Source organism: Enterococcus xiangfangensis (assembly GCF_005405365.1).
Taxonomy (GTDB): domain Bacteria; phylum Bacillota; class Bacilli; order Lactobacillales; family Enterococcaceae; genus Enterococcus_A; species Enterococcus_A xiangfangensis.
The window spans coordinates 40,142-61,024 of the sequence record NZ_BJDX01000012.1 but is presented as its reverse complement, the minus strand read 5'-3'; the positions used below and the strand labels follow the sequence as shown (position 1 = coordinate 61,024).

The window sequence follows — 20,883 nt, the reverse complement described above, 5'->3', positions numbered from 1 at the left end:
TGTTTCTATTAAATAGAAACGCCCTACACATTTGGTTTGTTTTATTCGTTCAGTTTTCAAAGGTCTACATTGTTTGTTGCTTTGTTTCAACAACTTTTATATCATATCAGGTTTTAAAATGAAAGTCAACAACTTTTCTTTAAAAACTTTTTGATAAAAAAACAAGTTTGTATCACGTCTCATTCAAGCGACTTTATAAAAATACCACAAGAAATTTCATCCGTCAACCATTATTTTTAATTTATCTCAAGATGTCTTTTTCTCTCGGTAACAGATAATAATATAGCAATCTTGGAGCTATATTGCAACTATTTTTTGAATGTTTTTTTGATCTTTTTATTTTTTCGAACGTTCATTTAAAACTCTAAAATAACGTTCGATTTTAAAGCAAAAATAACGCTATTTCAGAAGAAATATTTTTTAACTTTCGCATAAAAAAACAGCCGAGTTCTACTCAGCTGTTTCTTCTTCCAACATTGGAATAAAAATTCTAAAAATCGTTCCTTTACCAACAGAACTTTCTACGCTAATACTTCCTTTATAACTCTCTAAAAGTTTGTGAGCAATGGACAACCCCAGACCATTTCCGCCTTTAGTTCGAGCTCTAGCTTTATCAACTCGATAAAAACGATTAAAAACTTTATCAATGTCTTCATTCGGGATTCCTTCACCAAAGTCTTGGATCGCAATTTCAAACTTGTTAAGGGTCGAAGAAACTGAAACATGAACTTCTTTTCGGTCAGTCGAGTATTTCACTGCATTATCCAAAATAATAATCAAAATCTGCTCTAAATGATTGCGATAAATTTTCAAAATCTTCTCGTCATCAAGATCATCATCCAAAGTAAACGTAAATTCAGGATAAAGCAGCTTGAAGTTGTTGAATACTTGATTTGTCACTTCTTTTGCTTTCGCTGTCTCGTTGCCATAATAAACATCGACTTGTTCTGCTCGAGACAAGTCCAACATTTCTTGAACAAGACTCTTCATCCGAACAAGTTCTTGCAAACTAGCTTGGATCGACTCATCCAATATTTCTGGATCATCTTTTCCCCAGCGATTCAACATACTCAAATGGCCTTCAATAACTGCTACAGGCGTTCTCAACTCATGAGAGACATCTTCAACAAATTGCTCTTGCTGCTCAATATACATTCGTATTCGGTCGATAACATCATTAAAAATGACTGCTAAATCGGACAACTCATCATTAGTCGTAATCTCTGGAACATGAACCTCAGCTTGTGGGTCTTGCCGAATGATCTCCATCGTATCTCGTAAGATTTTAACAGGCTTCAAGAAGTATGACGATAATAAGAATCCTAAAAAACTGCTCAACAGCAGCGAAACAATCTCTAATACGATCAGCGTCAGCAACAACTTGCTGCGCATCTCATAAAAATCAGATAGTTCATAAAAGACTTGTGCATAGCCGATTTTCTCATCGGTTTTTTTAGAATAGATCGGTTCAATCGATAGAAACCCATTTTGGTCATCGACTGTCACAATCGTCGGTTCTTTGTATTTTGTTTGTACTAACGGTTGATAAGTCTTTTGCGTTTTGAAAATCAACTTTTTATCAAGGTTATAGATGTCTAAAGACAGTTGACGCTGACCTAATTCTGAAATAAAGTCATCGATCCGCATCATATTGCCTTCTAAAGTCATATCTTGATCGTACATAGCACTATCTCGATTGTTGCTCTCGGTCAATGTTCGGTATGTATTCACTAAAGTCAGCTCTTCATCTGCATTGGCTAAACGAGAGGTCACTTCAGAAATCGTACGTTCAACATTAGTTCTTTCTTTTGTCACAATCAAGTTCACGGAAGACTTATAAGTGATCACAGCAAAAATCGTAAATACTACGAATATAAAGAAAGAACTTGTAAAGGCCCACTTAATGGTGAGTGAGGGCCCCTTCAGTTCTCTTTGTTTCTTGATAAATTTTCTCATGAGCGCATAACGTACCCAGTACCACGGACAGTTTGAATATAACTATCTTCACCTGGCACATCGATTTTATTACGCAAATAACGAATGTATACATCGACTACATTGGTTTCTACTTCTGTTTCATAGCCCCAAACTTTGTTTAGTAAAACATCACGAGCAAGAACTACGTTGACATTTTCCATCAAAGTCAATAACAATTCGTATTCACGTTTCGTTAATTCGATGATTTCGTTTCCGCGACGCACAACCCGGTTTTCTTTTTCGATGGTTAGATCACGATAAGTAATCGTTGTTTGTTTAGCAACATTCTTATCGCCTTCGATATCGATTCGACGAAGTAATGCACGTAAACGCGCTAGTAATTCTTCGATTGCAAAAGGTTTAACGATATAGTCGTCAGCACCATGATCCAAACCAGAAACACGATCAATCACAGAGTCGCGAGCCGTCATCATGATGATTGGTGTGTTTTTTACTTGACGAACACGACGACAAACTTCTAAGCCATTTAATTCAGGAAGCATCAAGTCAAGTAAAATAGCATCCCAGTCGCTTTCTAAAGCAGCTTCAAGTCCAGTTCTACCATTATAATGCACTTCTGTATCATAGCCTTCGTGCTTCAATTCTAGTTCGACAAAACGAGCCAGATTTTTCTCATCTTCAATGATCAGAATATTACTCATTTTTTTAGTTCCTTTCCAAGTTAAATTTCATTAAGCCTCTATTATTATAGGGCTAAACCTGTCAAAAAGCTATAGATACTTAGTACTAATATCATAAATAACCCCTGCTATTCTTCGTCGTACCAGCTATAATGGTAGATTCCTTCTTTATCCGTACGTTCATACGTATGTGCTCCAAAGTAATCCCGTTGTGCTTGAACTAAGTTTGCAGGTAAACGTTCTGCACGATAAGAATCGTAATAAGTGATTGCAGATGAAAATGTTGGTACCGGTACACCGGCTTGAACAGCGATTGCAACAACTTCACGAACAGCTTGTTGATATTTCTCAGTGATTTCTTTAAAGTATTCGTCTAACATCAAGTTGGCTAGATCAGAATCTTTTTCATACGCGTCGGTAATCTTTTGCAAGAAACGGGCACGGATGATACAGCCTGCGCGCCAAATTTTTGCGATTTCACCAAACGGTAAATCCCAACCAAATTCTTTTGAAGCAGCACGTAACTCAGAGAAACCTTGAGCATAACTCATGATTTTGCTGAAATAAAGGGCTTCACGAATTTTTTCGATCAATTCTTCTTTGTCGCCTTCGTAGTTGTAAGGTGCTGGTCCAGAGAGGATTTTACTTGCTGCGACACGTTCTTCTTTATAAGCTGAGATAAAACGAGCGAAAACAGATTCTGTGATCAATGGTAGCGGCACACCTAAATCTAAAGCACTTTGTGACGTCCATTTACCTGTTCCTTTGTTGCCGGCAGCATCTTTGATCACGTCAACAATTGGTGCGTCCGTTCCTTCGTCATCTTTACGTGTTAAGATATCCGCTGTGATCTCGATCAAGTAGCTGTCTAGTTCCCCTTTGTTCCATTCAGAGAAGACATCTGCCATTTCTTCTACTGAAAGACCTAATAACCGTTGCATCAAGTCATAAGATTCTGCGATCAATTGCATATCGCCGTATTCAATCCCATTATGGACCATTTTCACATAGTGGCCTGCACCATTGGCACCGATATACGTGACACAAGGTTCTCCATCTTCTGCTTTAGCAGCGATTTGTTCAAAAATCGGTGCTACTAAGTCATACGCTTCTTTTTGTCCACCTGGCATCATAGAAGGACCTTCTAACGCGCCTTTTTCACCACCAGAAACACCGGTACCGATAAAGTTGATACCCGAATTAGCTAATTCTTCGTTCCGACGAATCGTATCTTTAAAGAAAGTATTTCCTCCATCAATCAAAATATCGCCTTTATCTAAGTGCGGCAGTAATGATTGGATTGTGGCATCAGTTGCCGGCCCAGCTTTCACCATCAACATGATACGGCGTGGTTTTTCGATTGTGTCAACAAATTCCTCGATTGAAAAAGTCGCTTTTAAATTGCGATCAGGATGTTCTGCGACGACCTCTTCCGTTTTTGATCCAGTCCGATTATACAAAGCCACTGAGTAGCCGCGGCTTTCGATATTCAGTGCTAAGTTTTTCCCCATCACAGCCATACCTACGACGCCGAATTGTTGTTTTGACATAATTTGTCCTCCTAGTTCATATTAATGATCTTATTTTCTGATAGAAAAATAAGGTGGATTCTCACCACGTATACACTCCCAATGATCCTATTAAAATAAAATCAGCAGAATTGATACTCTAAATATTCAATACGTTTCTCATTATATCCTAAGAAAGTAAGAATGGAAAATGAATAGTGTTTTTCTAAGAAAAAAACCTCAAGACTCCATGGTTAGTCTCGAGGTTTTGACTTTCTCTATTAAAAAGTGCTTATGCTTCTTTAGACATAACATCTTTTCCATCATAGTAGCCGCAGTTGGCACATACGTGATGGCTCTTCTTCATTTCGCCACAGTTAGGACATTCATTCAATCCTTTAATGGTCAATTTGTAGTGAGTACGACGTTTGTTCTTTTTAGCTTTTGATGTTTTTCTAGCTGGTACTGCCATTGGGTGTTACACCTCCTTGTAAAATGAAGTATCATTTTCTGATACATTTTATTCCAATCTTACTTGTCATCCTCTGATTCATTGAACAGTTCAGATAATTTCGCAAGACGAGGATCAATTGTTTCAGCTGATTCTTTTCTTTGCAAATACTCTTCTTCGCTGACAACTTCCCAATCGTTTCCTTTTGGTAAATCCGTTGTCTGCAATTCTTCTTCAGAAAAGACTTGCAATGGAATCGCTAATAAAATGTTATCTTCGATAGAATCTGTCAAGTCGATCGTATCACTGTCTAAGACAAGAATCTCTTCGTCTCGGTCGGCTTCCATTGAAGACCATTGCTCCCTTGTCATGAATACTTCGTCCACTGAAAGATCAAGCGGCAGATCAACTGGTTCTAAAGAACGAGCTGAAGGAACAGTTACAACAGTTTTCAGTTGATAATGTAAAATATATTCATTTTTCCCGACAGATAAGATTCCTGTTACAGTAACCGGAGCTACAGCTAAGATTTCATTATCACGGGCCGTTAATGCGTCATTCACATCGATCGTTTCTGAAAAGTTCAGGGTTTCTTCTTTATAGCGGCGTAATTCGCCAATCGACCATTTCATTATTCATCACCTCTAAGCAACAATCGCTATTATACAGGTGTAAAAAATCTTTGTCAATGAAATTTTCTTGACACCTGTAAAAAACGTTAGAATGCAGTTTGTTATAAAAAGTTTCAGTTTCCGTTCAAACTTAAGGCACTCTGTGGCGTACATTTGATAAAAAAAGCGAACCAATGAACTGGTCCGCTTTCCTGACAATCCAAAGGTTAGATTGCTGTTGTTTGTCCGCGGTAAACGATGCCGCGACGAGGATCGATAGTGACTAATTCACCATCAACAACAGTTGAAGTCGCTTCTTTTGCGCCAACAACTACTGGGATATCTTGAGCGATACCGACAACAGCTGCATGAGAAGTTAATCCTCCATCTTCAACGATCAAAGCAGCAGCTTTTTCGATTGCAGGCATGTAGTCTTTGTCAGTTGTTGGTACAACTAAAACCATACCGTCTTTAGCGTTTTTGATTGCTTCTTCAGCTGATTTTGCGACAACGGCATGAGCAACGACTGTTGTTTCGCCGATACCTTGAGCTTCTAATAATTTAGAACCGATCATTTGAACTTTCATTACGTTTGTTGTTCCACGTTCGCCGACAGGAACACCCGCAGTGATCAAGATCAAGTCGCCTTCTTTAGCAAAGCCTAATTCAACTGCTTTTTGAGCAGCCAAGTCAAACATTTCATCTGTTGTTGATGGTTTTTCAGCAACTGTTGGGTAAACACCCCAGTTAACCATCAAGCTGCGTTTTGTATTTTCGTCAAACGTTACAGCTAAGATGTCAGCATCTGGACGGTATTTAGAGATCATACGTGCAGTGTGACCAGATTCAGTTGCCGCAACGATTGTTTTAACACCTAAGTTTTTCGCAGCGCGAGCAACAGATAAACCGATTGTTTCTGTTACGTTTGATTTATCAAATTCGTTGATTTGGAATGAGCCTAATTCTGATAATGCAGATTCAGCTTCCATATCGATCCGAGCCATTGTGCCAACAGCTTCAACTGGGTATTTACCATTTGCAGATTCACCAGAAAGCATTGTAGCATCTGTTCCGTCAAATACGGCGTTAGCAACGTCAGAAGCTTCAGCGCGTGTTGGACGTGGGTTTTCTTGCATTGATTCTAACATTTGAGTTGCTGTAATAACTGCTTTACCAGCATAATTACATTTTTTGATGATTCGTTTTTGAACCATTGGTACTAATTCAGGAACGATTTCAACACCCATGTCCCCACGAGCAATCATGATTCCATCAGAAACTTTAATGATTTCATCGATGTTATCGATTCCTTCTTGTGATTCAATTTTAGGGAAGATATGAACGTGTGTCATATTTTTTTCTTCAAGAATTTCACGAATATCAAGAACGTCTTGTGCTTTACGAACAAAACTTGCAGCGATGAAGTTGATGTTGTTGTCTAAACCAAAACGGATATCGTCTGCATCTTTTTCAGTGATCCCTGGCAAGTTGATTGAGATACCAGGAGCATTTACGCCTTTACGAGAACCTAGCATACCTGCATTTTTAACAAGCATAACTAATTCGCGGTTTTCTGCGTCTTTTTCGATGATTTCCATATCGATCAAACCATCATCGAATAAGATGTGTCCGCCGATGTGTGCATCGTCGAATAAACCTGGGTAAGTAACAGCGATTTTTTCTTTAGTTCCTTTATGTTCAGGGTCCATTGAGATACGAGTTTTGTCGCCGACGTTAAATTCGATATAGCCTGCACGACCGTAATCTGCTTCAGTAGTGTTTTGAACAGTTGTACGGATTTCCGCACCTTTAGTATCTAAAAGAATACCTACATCTTTACCAGTTTTTTCTACTGCTTCACGAACCATGTTCATACGTGCAAGTTGTTCTTCGTGATCTCCGTGTGAGAAGTTGAAACGGAACACGTTAGCACCAGCTTCAATTAATTGAGAGATTGTTTCAACCGTGTTGCTTGCCGGTCCTAATGTACTAACGATTTTCGTTTTTTTCATTACGTAATACGCTCCATTCTTGATTGTTTTAATATATAGTATTTACTATTATTAACGAGATTAAAATGAGATTTGGTTGTTCAAATCATATAAAGATAAATCAGGTTTATGTTTGTTGTTTTCCAAAGTATCAACGATATCAGCGGCAGTGACTTTATTGTCTTCAAGGCCAATACATAATCCGCCTTTGCCTTCCATCAATAGATCAACGGCATATGAACCGAATTTACTTGCTAACACACGGTCGCGGGCACTTGGTGAACCACCACGAACAACGTGACCTAATACGCTGACACGAGTATGGAAATCGCCATATTCAGCCAATTTTTCAGCAAATTCATTTCCGCCCATCACACCTTCAGCAAGGATGATCAAGCAATGTTTTTTACCGCGGTCGCGGCCTGCACGGATTTTCTTAGCAATTCGTTCCATATCAAAATCATGTTCAGGAATGACGATTTCATCTGCTCCGCCTGCAACACCAGACCATAAAGCGATATCGCCGGCATTACGTCCCATTACTTCGATAACAAATGTACGAACGTGCGAAGTCGCTGTATCACGAATGCGGTCAATTGATTCCAACACGGTATTGATTGCTGTATCAAAACCAACCGTAAAGTCTGTTCCTGGAATATCATTATCGATCGTACCTGGGATCCCAACAGCTGGATAGCCATGTTTGGTCAACGCCATCGCACCATGATACGATCCGTCGCCGCCGATAACAACTAAACCTTCGATACCGAATTTTTTCAATTGTTCGATTCCTTTTAATTGACCTTCTTCAGTAGCAAATTCTGGGTAACGAGCTGAATATAGGAAAGTTCCGCCTCGTTGGATTTTATCACCAACATCAGCAACATCCAAACGACGAATATCACCAGCAACTAGACCAGCAAAACCATAATTGATGCCATAGACTTCCATGCCTTCAAAAATCGCTTTACGTACGACTGCACGAACAGCAGCGTTCATTCCGGGAGCGTCTCCTCCACTTGTTAAAATTCCAATGCGTTTCATTTTCTCACCTCATAAATATTCTCAAAAACATACATCGTTTAATCCATGGTACATTCTATCAAAAAAAAATCTAAAAGTCTTGGGAAGTCCCTGGGAAAAGCCCATTTTTTGAAAAAAGTTTTTGAAAGTTACAAGAAATCATCTTATTACGACATTTTGTTCCCCTAATATGTCGCTTAAAGCCGCTAAGAGGGGGTCATTAATCCCTATCCAAAACTTTTTATCCAGCGCAATCTTTCGGCGGCTTTTTTCATAATAGATTACAACTGGTACTTTTCCTGGTGACAATTGAAGAGTTTGGGCAATCTCTTTTTGGATAGCTGAAGTATCTTGATTTGCTTGGACCCGTAAGAATAGTGTTTTATCGCTGATACCCTCTTCGGCAGATTGAGCCGGTATTAAAGATTCAACTAATAGCTGCAGCGTTTGATCATAACGGCTACGTTCAACTTTCCCTTGAACCAAATAAACTTGTTCTAACTCAAGTTCATTGCGTAAGCGGCGATAATTTTGCGGAAAGATTGTTAAAGAAATTTCACCGCTTTGATCGTTCCCCGTCAAGAAAGCCATCTGCTCGCCTTTTTTCGTTCGAATCTCACGAATGTCTTTTAAATAGAAGAGAATCCTCCCCTGCTTGCCTACGACCAGTTCTGTAATCGGCTGCAGATCCTTTTGCTTCAATAGTTTTGGATAGTTTTCAGTCGGATGACCAGAGACATATAAGCCAAGATATTGCTCTTCATAATTCAAGCGTTCAGCTAATGAATAGTCCGCTATTTCCCGTTCCTTCAAACTCATCACGTCCAGTAATGTCTCACTGCCTCCGCTATATTGAACATTTTGGATTTTTCCTTCCAGTCCATCAGCTAATTCTCGTCGATTGGGATGAAGTTCGTCAAACGCTCCAATGAGGATCAGTGGTTGGATATAGTCCGTTTTTAACCAACGTGTTTCGATTCGCAATAAAAACTGATCCAATGACTCAAAAGGGCCACCTTCTTTGCGCGTTTTTAAAATATCGCCGACAAAATCACGCCGCATTCCTTTTATTGCATCTAAGCCAAAGCGAATCAACTCTTTTTCTACTAATGTAAAACTATAACTGCTGCGATTGATTGCGGGCGCTAATAATTTTACACCGGCCCGATTGGCTTCAGCGATGTATTCCCGTAATTTTTTCGGATCATTTCTCACTGACTGCATCAAAGCTGTATAAAAAGCTCCTGGATAGTGAACTTTCATATAGGCCATCTGATAGCCAACAAAACTGTATGCCACTGAATGTGACCGGTTGAAACCATAGTTAGCAAACCGTTCAATATAGTCATATACTTCTTCGGCACTCTTTTGGCTATGCCCGCGGCCAACAGCTCCAGCAACAAAATGACGCCTTTCTTCATCTAACAGATCTTTTTTCTTTTTGCTGACTGCACGCCGTAAGATATCGGCTTCCCCTAAACTAAACCCAGCCATTTGAGCGGCGACTTGCATGATTTGTTCTTGATAAACAATAAATCCATACGTTGGTGCTAAAATCTGTTGAACAGAAGGATCGGGAAAGGTTACTTGCTCTGTGCCGTTTTTACGTGCAACAAAACGATCAATGATTTGCATAGGACCTGGACGATACAACGCATTGACTGCCACGATATCTTCAAATGAAGTTGGATGCAGATTGCGCAAGACTTTGCGGATACCCGCTGATTCAAATTGAAAGACACCACTTGTTTCACCTCGTTGGAACAAAGCCAATGTTTTCGGATCATCTAATGGAACATTTTTCAAATCCAAGTCTTCGTGATAAACCCGTCGAATCGCTTGTTGTGCATTATCGATGATGGAAAGATTGCGCAGACCTAGGAAATCCATTTTTAATAATCCGATTGCTTCCACGTCAGTCATAGTAAATTGTGTCAGTAAAATATCTTCCGAACCTTTTTGGAGTGGCACGATACTCAGCAAGTTCTGATCGCTGATGACGATCCCCCCCGCATGTGTTGAAACATGGCGTGGCAAACCTTCTAAGGTCAATGCTGTTTGAAAAAGCAGTCGACTTCGTTCATCATGGCTAACTAACCGCTTCAAAGACTCCGATTTATCATAAGCTTCCTGTAACGTGATCTTCAATTGACTCGGGATCGCCTTTGACCAGCTGTTTGCCTCGCTTTGCGACAGTCCAAAGACACGACCGACATCTCGCAAGACCATTTTAGCGGCCATCGTACCGAACGTCGCGATTTGCGAGACGTGGAAATGACCATATTTTTCATGGACATAATGCAAAACTTGGTTTCGACGATTATCTGGTATATCTAAGTCAATATCGGGCATGCTATTTCGTTCGGGATTCAAAAAACGTTCAAATAGCAATTCATATTTGATTGGATCCACATCGGTAATGCTTAAGACATAAGCAACTAATGATCCTGCGGCAGATCCACGGCCAGCTCCAGAAACGATTTTGCTGCGATGAACATAATCCATGACATCCCAGACGATCAAAAAGTAATCATCAAATCCCATGTTATGGATAATCGCTAATTCACGATTCAGTCGTTGACGATATTCCTCAGTTACTTCAGAAATTCTTTCCGGCAATTTTTGCCAACAAAGTTCTTGTAAATAAGCATCGGCACTTTGTTTTGTTGGTACTGGGTAATGGGGCAACAACTTTTGGTGCAGCGGCAAATCAAATTGACACGCTTCAACTAATTGCTGAGCATTCGTCAAAGCCGCTTCGTCTGTAAATTCGGTAATCAGCTGTTCCATCTCGACTAAATAGTTCTTACCTTGCTGATTCGTCAATTCTTCTCTTGGAAGCAGGCTGCCATTTTGAATGTGATTCATGATCTTGACTGCAAAAGCTTGATCAGCTTCTAAATAGGCTACTTCATGAATAGCAATTTTTGAATAACTTGCCGGCAAATCATCCGTTTTCGTTGCTGGCGAGATTCCTAAATAAAATTCTCCAGCAATCGTTGCTTCAATCTCTGGCAAAATCACTTTGATTGAGCCGCTTAATTGATCTACAGGTAAAATAGTGATTAGATTTTGAGCATCAATTTTATAATCCGCTAGTGTCAACGGTGCTTCTGCCAACATACGTGTGCTAGATAAACGCATCAATTCTTGATAACCGGCAACATTTTTAGCATAAAATAAAATGCTCTCAACAGCTTCTCCAAAAGAAAATTCCAACGCTAGGCCGATAATCCCGATCATTTGATTGTTTCGACACGTTTGAAAAAACTCAACTGCCCCATACAACACATTCTCATCAGTAATCGCGATAGCAGAATATCCACGAGCTTTTGCTGCTGCTACGTATTCTTCAATCGTTAATGTACTTTTCAATAATGAATAGGAAGTTTTCGTATAAAGTTGTGGTAATTGCATAGTTTTCCTCCTATGTGGTTCTTTCTTTACTCTGTTTAAACTTTGGGGGCTTCTCTTTACATTTTCAAAAAGAATGCTAAACTGTACCTAAATATTATTGCGAAAAGAGGTGCTCTTGATGAAATATTTAATTACACTATTTTGGGCTTTCGCAATTGGACAAGCCGTTTGTTATTTAGGCGGCGCTCTGCAGATTGGCACATATAACTTTGAATTCTCTACGATTGTTTCGTTGATTATTGGCGTTATCGTGATCATTGCTGCGCAGTTTGTTTCACCCAAAAAAGCCAAAGCATAGAAAAAACCAGTTACTTTATTGTAACTGGTTTTTTGTTTATTTCAAATCAATTATATCTTTGTTTTTGTTACTAACAATTTGCGGAAATTGAAGAGACTTAAAATGATATTTCCAAAAACACAGGCACTAGTCACTAAAAATACTGCTGGGTACCCCATCGTATGTGCAACCGTCGAGCCAAGCATCGGACCGATCACTTGTCCAAAATTATTAAACATTTGATTATAACTGAAGATTCGGCTGACTCCTTCTGGCGGACTGATCTTGCTGATAAGCGTATTGATCGACGGCATCAACGCCCCAGTTGAAAACCCTAAGAAGAAACGCAACACCCCTAGTTGAAAGGGAGTCTTTACAAAAGCCATCGGAATGAAACAGAACAACGATAAGACTAAACCAGCTAATAAAACTTTATGATTCCCGATTCGATCGCCGATTTTCCCCAGCGTCGGTGAAGAAACGATCGCCGATATTCCAGCAACTGAAACGATAAACCCACTGACGACTAATGCATTGCTGCTATTCCCGCTTAAATCACGAATGTACAATGTTAAAATCGGACTGATGCTGGTCGCACCCACTTGTAAAATCAAAGAACTCACAAATAGTCCCACCAAAATCGGCATGTAGTTGATCCGTTTGCGCAACTCCGACATACTGATCACATCTGCTTTTTCGATAGGTTTAAAATCTTCTTTGACCATAAAGACCGTTAAAACAGTACAAATCAGTAAAATGATCCCGGTGATAATAAAAACATTTCGTAATCCAAACCATTGCGCCAACATCCCGCCGATCAACGGACCAATCAAATTTCCAGCCACACTGCCGGTCGCAAGCGTCCCCAAAGCCCAACCGCTTTTTTGTTTAGGAACTTGCGAAGCGATCATCGCCGTAGCGTTTGGAATATAACCGGACAAAACTCCCGTCATCAGCCGCATGAGCAATAGCCAATAGACATTCGGGACAAATGCCAAAGACCCCATCGTGACTGTCATACCAGCTGCTGCTCGGATCATCATCAGACGTCTTCCCTTACGATCAGCTAAATTTCCCCATAGCGGCGAAACGATTGCCGCTGCAAATGCTGTTACAGAAATTGCCAGACCTGAGAATAAATCGACCTGCGATCGAGCCGTCCCCAACTGTTCAATATAGACTGGCAAAAAAGGCATCACTAAACTGAAGCTTGCACCAGTAAAAAAACAACCGATCCAAGAAATCAATAGATTTCTTCGCCAATTGATCTTCATTCTCCGTTTCCCCTTTCTCACCATTTTCAATTCTATACTAACAGATTCTGATAAAAAAAACTTTTCTCTTCTCTCGATTCTCTTGACAAGTTCTTAATACTTTTATCTTTTTTAAGCGCTACAGTTGCGTTTTTTGATGAATATGCTAGACTAAAACAAATCGAAATGAGGAATTTTTATGAAGAAATTAATCGCAATTGATTTAGACGGGACAACGCTAAATCAAGAATCTAAAATTAGTGATAAAACGGCAAGGACTTTGCATCGCGCGATTGAGGATGGTCATTCCGTTGTGATTGCTACTGGTCGTCCCTATCGTATGAGCAAGAATTTTTATCACCAGTTGCAGCTAACGACGCCGATGATTAATTTTAACGGCGCACTTGTCCACCTTCCAGGAAAAAAATGGGCGGGAGAACAGGAAACCTCCTTCAATCGAAAAATCGTATTTGACTTGATTTCAGAAAAGAAAAATCTAAAATTAGATTTCATTGCGGCTGAAAATCGTGAAACTTTTTTTATCGACGATCTTAACTTTTTTGATCAGCATTTTTTTGCTAGTGATTTTGCGACGAATGACAATTTATTGACGGTCAACACGTTGAAAACCAATCCAACTTCTGTACTGTTGCGCAGCCAACCGGAAAATGTTGACGGTGTTTCCGAAGAATTGAAACAACAATTCGGTCACGAAGTTGAAGTCAATACATGGGGCGGGCCTAATCCGATTTTAGAAGTCGTTGCCAAGGGTATCCAAAAAGCCCATGGGTTAAAACGTGTAATCGAAAATCTTAACTTGAACAGTGAAGATATCATTGCATTCGGCGACGAACACAACGATGTAGACATGTTGAAATTCGCCGGCTGGGGTGTCGCGATGGCAAATGGTACAGATCAATTAAAATCAGTAGCTAATGCTATCACTGAAAAGCCTAATACCGAAGATGGTTTGGCTGACTATCTGACCAAATATTTAGACCTATAAAACATTGCGGCTTCGAACTATTACTGCCGTGTTTGCTAAATAAAAAAACTGAGGCATTGGATCAACTTGGATCCTTTGTCTCAGTTTTTTTAACGGTTACACACTACATTGCTTACTTCACAACGGTGTATTCATCAATCGTTTTGCCATCTTTGTCTTTTAACACTAACCAACCATTCGTCCCAGCATAATAAAGAAAGATTCCGACCTCATTCACACTTTTCAACACAATATCTTCAGTTGTAGTAAAATCTGAAATCTTGTCTGCGTGATCAGCCCGCAACTTTTCTGTAAACCGCGCGCTGAATCCCACCGAACCATCTTTATTCAGCGGCACCTCTTGCTTGAGTTTTGCGCCTGCTTTCAATACCATCTCATTGCGTTTTTGCCAAAGGACCTCACCTTTTGAATCGTTGTAATCGATATAAAAAGGAATCTCGCTGACTTTCTTATTCCAGCGATGTTGTGCCTTAGCTGGTGCTTTCTTGATTTTTTTATTTTCATAGCCGAAAGTAGTCAGAATCTCAAATAACTCCTTTTGATAACTCGCTACGATTGGAAAGTGATTGGCCGCAATTTTTTGAGCTTCAAAAAGCCCCATCGTTTTAAGCGAATTTCCGTTCCAAGCTTCTAACATTTGCTGTGCCAGTTCCTTTGGTTCAATATCCCACGGAACACTGACAGTAATCAGACTCTCAGATTCTTTTAAAACTTTCGAATCAATTTTTTGCCCATAATCAATCGCGTAAGCTTCTCGTCCCTTAAAGTATAAGAGTAACTCATCTTGGCTCAACACTGGTGCTTTTTTTAAATCCCGATAAACCACCATCGTGCCTTGCTCACCGAATCTGATTTTCGTTACCTCTTGATCAATCTCAACCATTAATTTAATCATTGGATTCCCCTCGAATCTTTTTTCCTTAGCTTATAAAAAAAGTGTTACTGAGTCGAACAATACGCCTCAGAAATTCCCTCACAGTTTTTGAAAAAAGCGGAGCATAAAAATAATTGGCTGTCTTTTATTCTTCTTCGCTAATTTTTTGTACTAGTCAAAAAGAAAGACCTTCTATTTGCACAAGAAGGTCTTTCTTTTTAATCGATGATTTTTTTTATTTTAAATGGCTGGGTATTTTTGGAAGACTCCTCTTGATCTGCTAAATCAAATAAAATAAGTGTCTCGCCGTCATCTTCCACAATTACTAATTTACCTTGTGGATCACGTTTGCCCTTAACAATCTGAGCTTCTTTGATCAATTCTTTAGGATCACGTTTAGCAGCAATCGCATTTCCTAAATTAAAAAAGACTGTCTCTTCCATCTCTATCCACTCCTTTAAAAACTTACCTTTAGTATAGCAGAACCGTAAATAAAGCCTTACTAATACGCACGGCCTTTTCACTTGTTTTTACTATTTAACTGCAAATAAATAAATCAAATCTGTATAGTATGGGAACAAAAACGACTAGGTTGCTGATGGATTTTCTAGTATTGTGTCCAGGGAACGTCAAAAATAAAACAGACGAAAAAGCACAAAAAAAACGTGGCCGAAACCACGTCACACGGTTGATAAATAAGGAAGGTACAGGATTTGAACCTGCGCGCCGGTATTAGCCGGTTCGCCGGATTTCGAGTCCGGTGCATTACCACTCTGCCAACCTTCCGCATTATTTATCTTACCTTTTTTATTTCAAATGTCAAGATTTTATAGTGTATCTAAAACAGAAGTATCTTCTTCTTCTAAAATATTGTCGATTGTACGATTAATCAAATGAACGATCTCATCTTGAGTAGGCTCAATGATTCCTGAAGACATCAACGTTGCGATCCCGGTAACACAGATCCACGTACCGACATGCAAAGCATTGATATGATTTTCAGACAGTTGGCCGTATTTAGGGTGCTCGACGATTAATTGATGGAAGTAATCGTAAGAAAAGTCATGCATTTTTTTCCCGCCACCGTATTCTTGAGCAAACAATGCGTTGTAAAGATTGCTTTGTTCTTTTGCAAAATAAACATAGTTCAAACCTAAATCAATGATCGTATCACCTGTGCGAACTTCTGGGAAAATATCGTAATATAAGTGATTGCAAATTTCATCTAATAAGGTATTTTTAAGATCACTCATGTTTTTAAACTCTAAATAAATCGGTTGTGTGCTGATTCCCATTTTTTTGGCAATATTGCGTGCTGTAAATCCTGAGAACCCTTCACTTTCGACAACTTCATAGGCAGCTTTTAGAATCTGATCCTTAGTATAAACTTTTCTTCTCATTTTAATTCCTCCCAGAATGTTATTATTTTTCTCGTCATTTTATTTTAATCAAAAACCGATTAGTTTTGCAACCCTTATCCAACATGTTATCTAAAATTACATATTTTTTTTAAAATAAAAAAAATTATTTTTATATTTTTTCTTACAAAGGGAGTGGAACCGTTTTATTATCTTATTAAGATTTAATCAACTTTTTTTAAAAATAAAAAAACCGTTATGCATGTGAAGCCGATTTTGTTTCTTTATCCTGAAAATAAAATCTCTCAAAACAAATTTTGCTGTTACTTTATTATACTTTCTCTAACAGTTGGTGACAATCTTTATTCTTTTTCTTGTCTATTTTATTTATTTTCTCTACTATAGTAATGAAATAGATAAAGGTGGTTAGCTTGATGGAACAGCAAAACTATACACAACTTGTTTTAAATACCTGTTTAAAAGCAGGAAAAATCATGATGGAGTCTGGCTCAGAAGTTTATCGTGTGGAAGACACGATGAAACGAATTGCTCTTAATGCTGGTTTTGACGATATCCAGACTTATGTGACCGCCACGGGTTTGATTATCGGCTTTCCTTCTGAGCAAAATAGCCAAGTAGTTCAGATTACTCAACAGGCGATCAATCTAGAGAAAGTGACTGCCGTCAATCTGGGCTCTCGTCAATTTGCGGATGGCGAATTGTCATTGCCGGATTTTTATCTTTACTTGGAAGAAGTCGATCAAGCAACACCCGATTTTCCTTATTTATGGAAAATCATTGCCGCTGGGATCGTCAGCAGTACATTAATGATCATCTTAAATGGTACTTGGTTTGATTTCATTCCTACATTTATTATTGGAATGATTGGTTTTGCAGTCCACACTTTTTTCGGCGGAAAATTACGGATGAATTTTCTAAATGATTTTGTCGCCGCTTTGATCATCGGCTATCTGTCACTGCTTGCAGTATCTTTTTCAGTTGCAAGAGATGTGAACAGTCTGATCATCGGTTCGATCATGCCTTTGGTTCCAGGATTAGCAATCACTAACGCCTTTCGCGATATCATGGCAGGGCATTTGATCAGTGGTGTTGCTCGAGGAACGGAAGCCTTATTCATCGCAGGTGCGATCGGCGGCGGGATCATTATTGCTTTTAACTTTTTTTAAGCAATACGCGCGGTATAATCCCTAACAATCAATTGCCATTAAAAAATCTTGATAGCAATTAAGGAGGTCACTCATGAATTTTATTGTCAACTTTCTATTCAGCATGTTTAGCACGATTGCTTTTAGCGTCATCACAAATATTCCTAGACGCGCCTTTTTAGCCTGTGGTTTCACTGGTGCTGCCGGTTGGATGACTTTTTGGATTTTGCATACTTATTTCCATCAAAATATCGGTATCTCTAATTTTTCAGGTGCTTTAATGATTGGGCTGATCAGTATCTTTTTTTCGCGGATCCGGCATATGCCAGTGATTGTTTTTAATGTCCCTAGCCTAGTTCCATTAGTTCCTGGAGGCCCGGCCTATATGGCTGTACGTCATATGATGAATCAACAGTTCACTGAATCAATGGAAGCCGTCGTTACGGTGTTAGTCACTTCTGGAGCGATCGCGATCGGTTTTATGTTCACAAATTTAATTGAACGGGCCTTAAAACGAACCCGCACCAATTTCCAAATTAAATAGCGGCTCACTAAGCAGGAACATACTTCCTGTTTTTTTTGACCCCACTATGTAAACGCAGTCATTTAATTTCTAAAAAAATTTAAAGTTTCACACAAAATTCAAAATTTACAACCTTAGACCTATGCATTTTTCAAATGAATTCGCTATACTTCATTTTAGAAAGACAAAGGAGCTGAATCTAATGAGTGTTGTTCAATCTAGAAGATTATTAAATATCATTTCGTTGACAGGAATCATCCTAACGATCAGTGCGACGATTTATTTCTATCACTTAGGGGTATTTAATGACATGAATTCATTGCGGCAACTCATCGGGCATTCACCGATTGCCGGACCACTCATTTTTATTTTGATTCAAATCGTTCAAGTGGTTATTCCAATCATCCCCGGCGGAATCAGTCTTGCAGCTGGTGTTTTGATTTTTGGTCCCTATTGGGGATTTATCTATAATTATGTTGGAATCGTAATTGGTTCTTTAATTCTTTTCTTGATGGGAAGACACTTTGGCAAACCCTTGATTATGCACCTTGTAAGTGATAAGGTATATCAAAAGTATATTCATTGCCTTGATGATCAATCTCGCTTTGAGAAAATATTCGCTTGGGCGATTTTCCTGCCTATCGCACCAGACGATGCCTTATGTTTAATGGCTAGCCTGACAAATATCTCTTTTAAAAAATACAGCGCGATTATCTTGTTAGCAAAACCTGCTTCAATCTTTTTATACAGTTGGGCTTTACTACAAGGAGGCAGCTTGTTATCTAACTTACTTATCCACTAATTTTTAGTGGATTTTTTAATTGGAGGAACTATGAAGTCGATTCGTCAACCACTCACCCATTTTTTCAGCACCTTTTCGCTAAATAATTTCTTTCTGCTTGCTTTTGGTCTCCCGTTTTTAACGGAGGGACTCCTTTTATTTTTGCGACAACGCTTTTTAGCTGACCTTTACCAGCCTTTTCACTTGTTGTTGTTTTTTGCCTTGATTCTTCTTTACAGTATTTTTTTCGCGCAAGTGCAAGCAAAGGAAAAAGCTTTGCAAAATTTCTCGTTGAAGGCAGCAATAGTTAGTTTCATTTTCTGGTTGCTGCTTTCTCCTATCTTTTTCTTTCGCTTTTATCAATTGCTGCTAGTGTGGCAACCACTGCCAGCGGATCTGCTCTCTTTCTTTTTTTTACATCGCTGGAAAATCTTGCCGGTAATCATTTTGTTCTATTTAGCCATTCTTTATCTCTTATATCGTATTATTTTGACGCCTCACTATCTCAAACAAGGATACCGTTTGAAAACAAGTCTGCTTTTTAGTTGGATGAACACAAAAAAAGGGATCATTAAGCAATTCGTTTTCTTTTTACTCATTCCTCTCGCTTTTTTTATCATCAGCTTATTGATTAAAAGTAGTTTTATCTGGTCGACTCAGTTATTAAGCGACTCAAATACAGCGATGATTTTATTGTTGTTGCATCGCGTGATCCAGAATATACTGCGGACACTTTTTTTCCTTTACTTAGCTACGAATCCAGCTACTGCCGATACTGACACTCAAACACCCGTCTCGAAAATTTGGTTGGGCTTAACAGTCATCGCTTGCCTTAGCCTTTATTTCCTACACTATACCCAGGTCACCCAGGGGCAGCGTGCCGTAACTCCTTTGGCGATCTCTCATCGAGGCGTTTCTAATCACAATGGCGTTCAAAACTCAGTTGAGGCGCTGAAAAAGACAAATAAAACAATGCAACCTGATCTCATCGAAATAGACGTTCAAGAAACAGCTGATCATCAGCTAGTTGTGATCCACGACGAAGATTTAAAAACACTTGCTAATAAAGATTTACGAATTGATGAAACAGCTTGGAAAGACTTAAAAGGACTCCCCTTAAAAGAAAATAGCTATGTTAGTAAAATTCCACTATTTTCCGATTATTTAGCAACTGCGAATCGATTGAAGCAGCCATTATTGATTGAATTAAAAGTTACTGCCAAAACAAAAGCGACGATTATTCACCAACTACTTCCTTTAAAAGAACAGCTAGCTGGTCATCAATTACAAAGTATGGATCTAGATACCGCCAATCACATGAAAAAAATTTTTCCGACATTGGCAGTGGGCTATATCTTACCTTTTGATCTATTGGGCGCTCCAAAAACCTCATTAGATTTCATCAATATCGAAGCAAAAACAGCAAATGGTGATTTGATCCAATACTTGCGCCAGCAAAAACAAAAAATTTACGTTTGGTCGATCAACTCAAAACAGCAAGCCGCAGTTTTTCGCTTTCAACGAGTAAACGGCTTATTATCTGATGATCTAACTGTCCTTTCAGGTCATTTAGATGATATACGGTCTCAGACTGCCAGCATTTTACAATTTGATTAAAAGCCCAGCAACGATCCGTTAAAAGAGATCGGTGCTGGGCTTTTATTTTTTGTTAGATTCAATATATGATTTCTAGGAAGGACGTTTCCCTTTTTCCATTTTATAAACTAAAAGAAGCGAATTTTTTCCTTCATTATTTATTACGCGGTACATTCGACTTCAATACACGAAAGAACATCTTCATACTTCACTAACAATCGATTCTGCAATTCGATGACGGTCGCACGATCTGCTTGATTACAGTTGAGTACATTAATAAGAATCGTATTGTTGTAAAGTTGTTCAACGATCCCCACAACTTCTTTTTTTATTCCAATTGCTCGACATTCATAAGCAAGACCAATTTCAATAGTTTCCATAATAATCCCCCTTTATTTCTACGTTTTTATAATAACATAATGACTGCAAA

Annotated in this window: 19 protein-coding genes and 1 tRNA gene; 6 read left to right on the top strand and 14 right to left on the bottom strand. The window is 38.8% G+C overall.

What is annotated here, in order from left to right:
• Positions 1–450: 450 nt before the first annotated feature.
• The 8 genes from FFM68_RS12155 to FFM68_RS12120 form a co-directional block, all read right to left on the bottom strand.
• Positions 451–1,956, bottom strand: a complete 1,506-nt coding sequence (locus FFM68_RS12155) for a HAMP domain-containing sensor histidine kinase (protein WP_137619575.1) — start codon at positions 1,954–1,956, stop codon at positions 451–453.
• Positions 1,953–2,639 (bottom strand): response regulator transcription factor, encoded by a 687-nt coding sequence (locus tag FFM68_RS12150; RefSeq protein ID WP_010740068.1) that lies wholly within the window; start codon positions 2,637–2,639, stop codon positions 1,953–1,955. The genes FFM68_RS12155 and FFM68_RS12150 overlap by 4 nt, the downstream gene beginning before the upstream one ends.
• A gap of 107 nt (positions 2,640–2,746) precedes the next feature.
• Entirely contained in the window at positions 2,747–4,168 is a 1,422-nt protein-coding gene (gnd, locus tag FFM68_RS12145) for an NADP-dependent phosphogluconate dehydrogenase (protein ID WP_137619574.1), read from the bottom strand.
• A gap of 250 nt (positions 4,169–4,418) precedes the next feature.
• On the bottom strand, positions 4,419–4,598 hold the full coding sequence (rpmF, locus tag FFM68_RS12140; RefSeq protein ID WP_010740070.1) for a 50S ribosomal protein L32: 180 nt from the start codon (positions 4,596–4,598) through the stop codon (positions 4,419–4,421).
• A gap of 59 nt (positions 4,599–4,657) precedes the next feature.
• Entirely contained in the window at positions 4,658–5,209 is a 552-nt protein-coding gene (locus FFM68_RS12135; RefSeq protein WP_137619573.1) for a YceD family protein, read from the bottom strand.
• A gap of 206 nt (positions 5,210–5,415) precedes the next feature.
• A complete protein-coding gene (pyk, locus tag FFM68_RS12130) occupies positions 5,416–7,200 on the bottom strand; it encodes a pyruvate kinase (protein ID WP_137619572.1) in 1,785 nt (594 codons plus the stop codon).
• 60 nt (positions 7,201–7,260) lie between these two features.
• On the bottom strand, positions 7,261–8,223 hold the full coding sequence (gene pfkA / locus FFM68_RS12125) for a 6-phosphofructokinase (protein ID WP_137619571.1): 963 nt from the start codon (positions 8,221–8,223) through the stop codon (positions 7,261–7,263).
• 138 nt (positions 8,224–8,361) lie between these two features.
• Complete coding sequence (locus tag FFM68_RS12120) at positions 8,362–11,619, bottom strand: DNA polymerase III subunit alpha (RefSeq protein WP_137619570.1); 3,258 nt, start codon at positions 11,617–11,619, stop codon at positions 8,362–8,364.
• A 118-nt stretch (positions 11,620–11,737) separates the two neighbouring features.
• Between FFM68_RS12120 and FFM68_RS12115 the strand changes: the two genes are divergently transcribed.
• A complete protein-coding gene (locus FFM68_RS12115; protein ID WP_137619569.1) occupies positions 11,738–11,917 on the top strand; it encodes a DUF2929 family protein in 180 nt (59 codons plus the stop codon).
• A gap of 50 nt (positions 11,918–11,967) precedes the next feature.
• Here the strand turns inward: FFM68_RS12115 and FFM68_RS12110 are convergent, their stop codons facing one another.
• Positions 11,968–13,170: a multidrug efflux MFS transporter gene (locus FFM68_RS12110; RefSeq protein ID WP_137619568.1), complete on the bottom strand. Its 1,203-nt coding sequence runs from the start codon at positions 13,168–13,170 to the stop codon at positions 11,968–11,970.
• Between the two features lie 178 nt (positions 13,171–13,348).
• On the opposite strand from FFM68_RS12110, the gene FFM68_RS12105 reads away from it, so the two are divergent.
• Positions 13,349–14,155 carry a Cof-type HAD-IIB family hydrolase gene (locus FFM68_RS12105; RefSeq protein ID WP_137619567.1) on the top strand — a complete coding sequence of 269 codons (807 nt, stop codon included), beginning with the start codon at positions 13,349–13,351 and terminating at the stop codon, positions 14,153–14,155.
• A 112-nt stretch (positions 14,156–14,267) separates the two neighbouring features.
• Here FFM68_RS12105 and FFM68_RS12100 read toward each other — a convergent pair whose 3' ends face one another.
• From FFM68_RS12100 to FFM68_RS12085, 4 genes are all read right to left on the bottom strand, one after another.
• The gene (locus tag FFM68_RS12100) at positions 14,268–15,050 is read right to left on the bottom strand and encodes a hypothetical protein (RefSeq protein WP_137619566.1); all 783 of its coding nucleotides are present in this window, start codon (positions 15,048–15,050) and stop codon (positions 14,268–14,270) included.
• 197 nt (positions 15,051–15,247) lie between these two features.
• Positions 15,248–15,472, bottom strand: a complete 225-nt coding sequence (locus FFM68_RS12095; RefSeq protein ID WP_137619565.1) for a hypothetical protein — start codon at positions 15,470–15,472, stop codon at positions 15,248–15,250.
• 255 nt (positions 15,473–15,727) lie between these two features.
• Positions 15,728–15,815, bottom strand: a tRNA-Ser gene (locus FFM68_RS12090).
• Positions 15,816–15,856: 41 nt separating this feature from the next.
• Complete coding sequence (locus FFM68_RS12085; RefSeq protein ID WP_137619564.1) at positions 15,857–16,429, bottom strand: TetR/AcrR family transcriptional regulator; 573 nt, start codon at positions 16,427–16,429, stop codon at positions 15,857–15,859.
• A gap of 392 nt (positions 16,430–16,821) precedes the next feature.
• On the opposite strand from FFM68_RS12085, the gene FFM68_RS12080 reads away from it, so the two are divergent.
• The 4 genes from FFM68_RS12080 to FFM68_RS12065 all read left to right on the top strand — a co-directional run bounded on the left by FFM68_RS12080 (position 16,822) and on the right by FFM68_RS12065 (position 20,474).
• A complete protein-coding gene (locus tag FFM68_RS12080; protein WP_137619563.1) occupies positions 16,822–17,574 on the top strand; it encodes a threonine/serine exporter family protein in 753 nt (250 codons plus the stop codon).
• A gap of 73 nt (positions 17,575–17,647) precedes the next feature.
• Complete coding sequence (locus FFM68_RS12075; RefSeq protein ID WP_137619562.1) at positions 17,648–18,097, top strand: threonine/serine exporter family protein; 450 nt, start codon at positions 17,648–17,650, stop codon at positions 18,095–18,097.
• 181 nt (positions 18,098–18,278) lie between these two features.
• Positions 18,279–18,878 (top strand): TVP38/TMEM64 family protein, encoded by a 600-nt coding sequence (locus FFM68_RS12070; RefSeq protein ID WP_137619561.1) that lies wholly within the window; start codon positions 18,279–18,281, stop codon positions 18,876–18,878.
• 141 nt (positions 18,879–19,019) lie between these two features.
• Entirely contained in the window at positions 19,020–20,474 is a 1,455-nt protein-coding gene (locus tag FFM68_RS12065) for a glycerophosphodiester phosphodiesterase family protein (protein ID WP_239585172.1), read from the top strand.
• A 140-nt stretch (positions 20,475–20,614) separates the two neighbouring features.
• Here FFM68_RS12065 and FFM68_RS12060 read toward each other — a convergent pair whose 3' ends face one another.
• Positions 20,615–20,833 (bottom strand): hypothetical protein, encoded by a 219-nt coding sequence (locus FFM68_RS12060; RefSeq protein ID WP_137619559.1) that lies wholly within the window; start codon positions 20,831–20,833, stop codon positions 20,615–20,617.
• Positions 20,834–20,883: the final 50 nt, after the last annotated feature.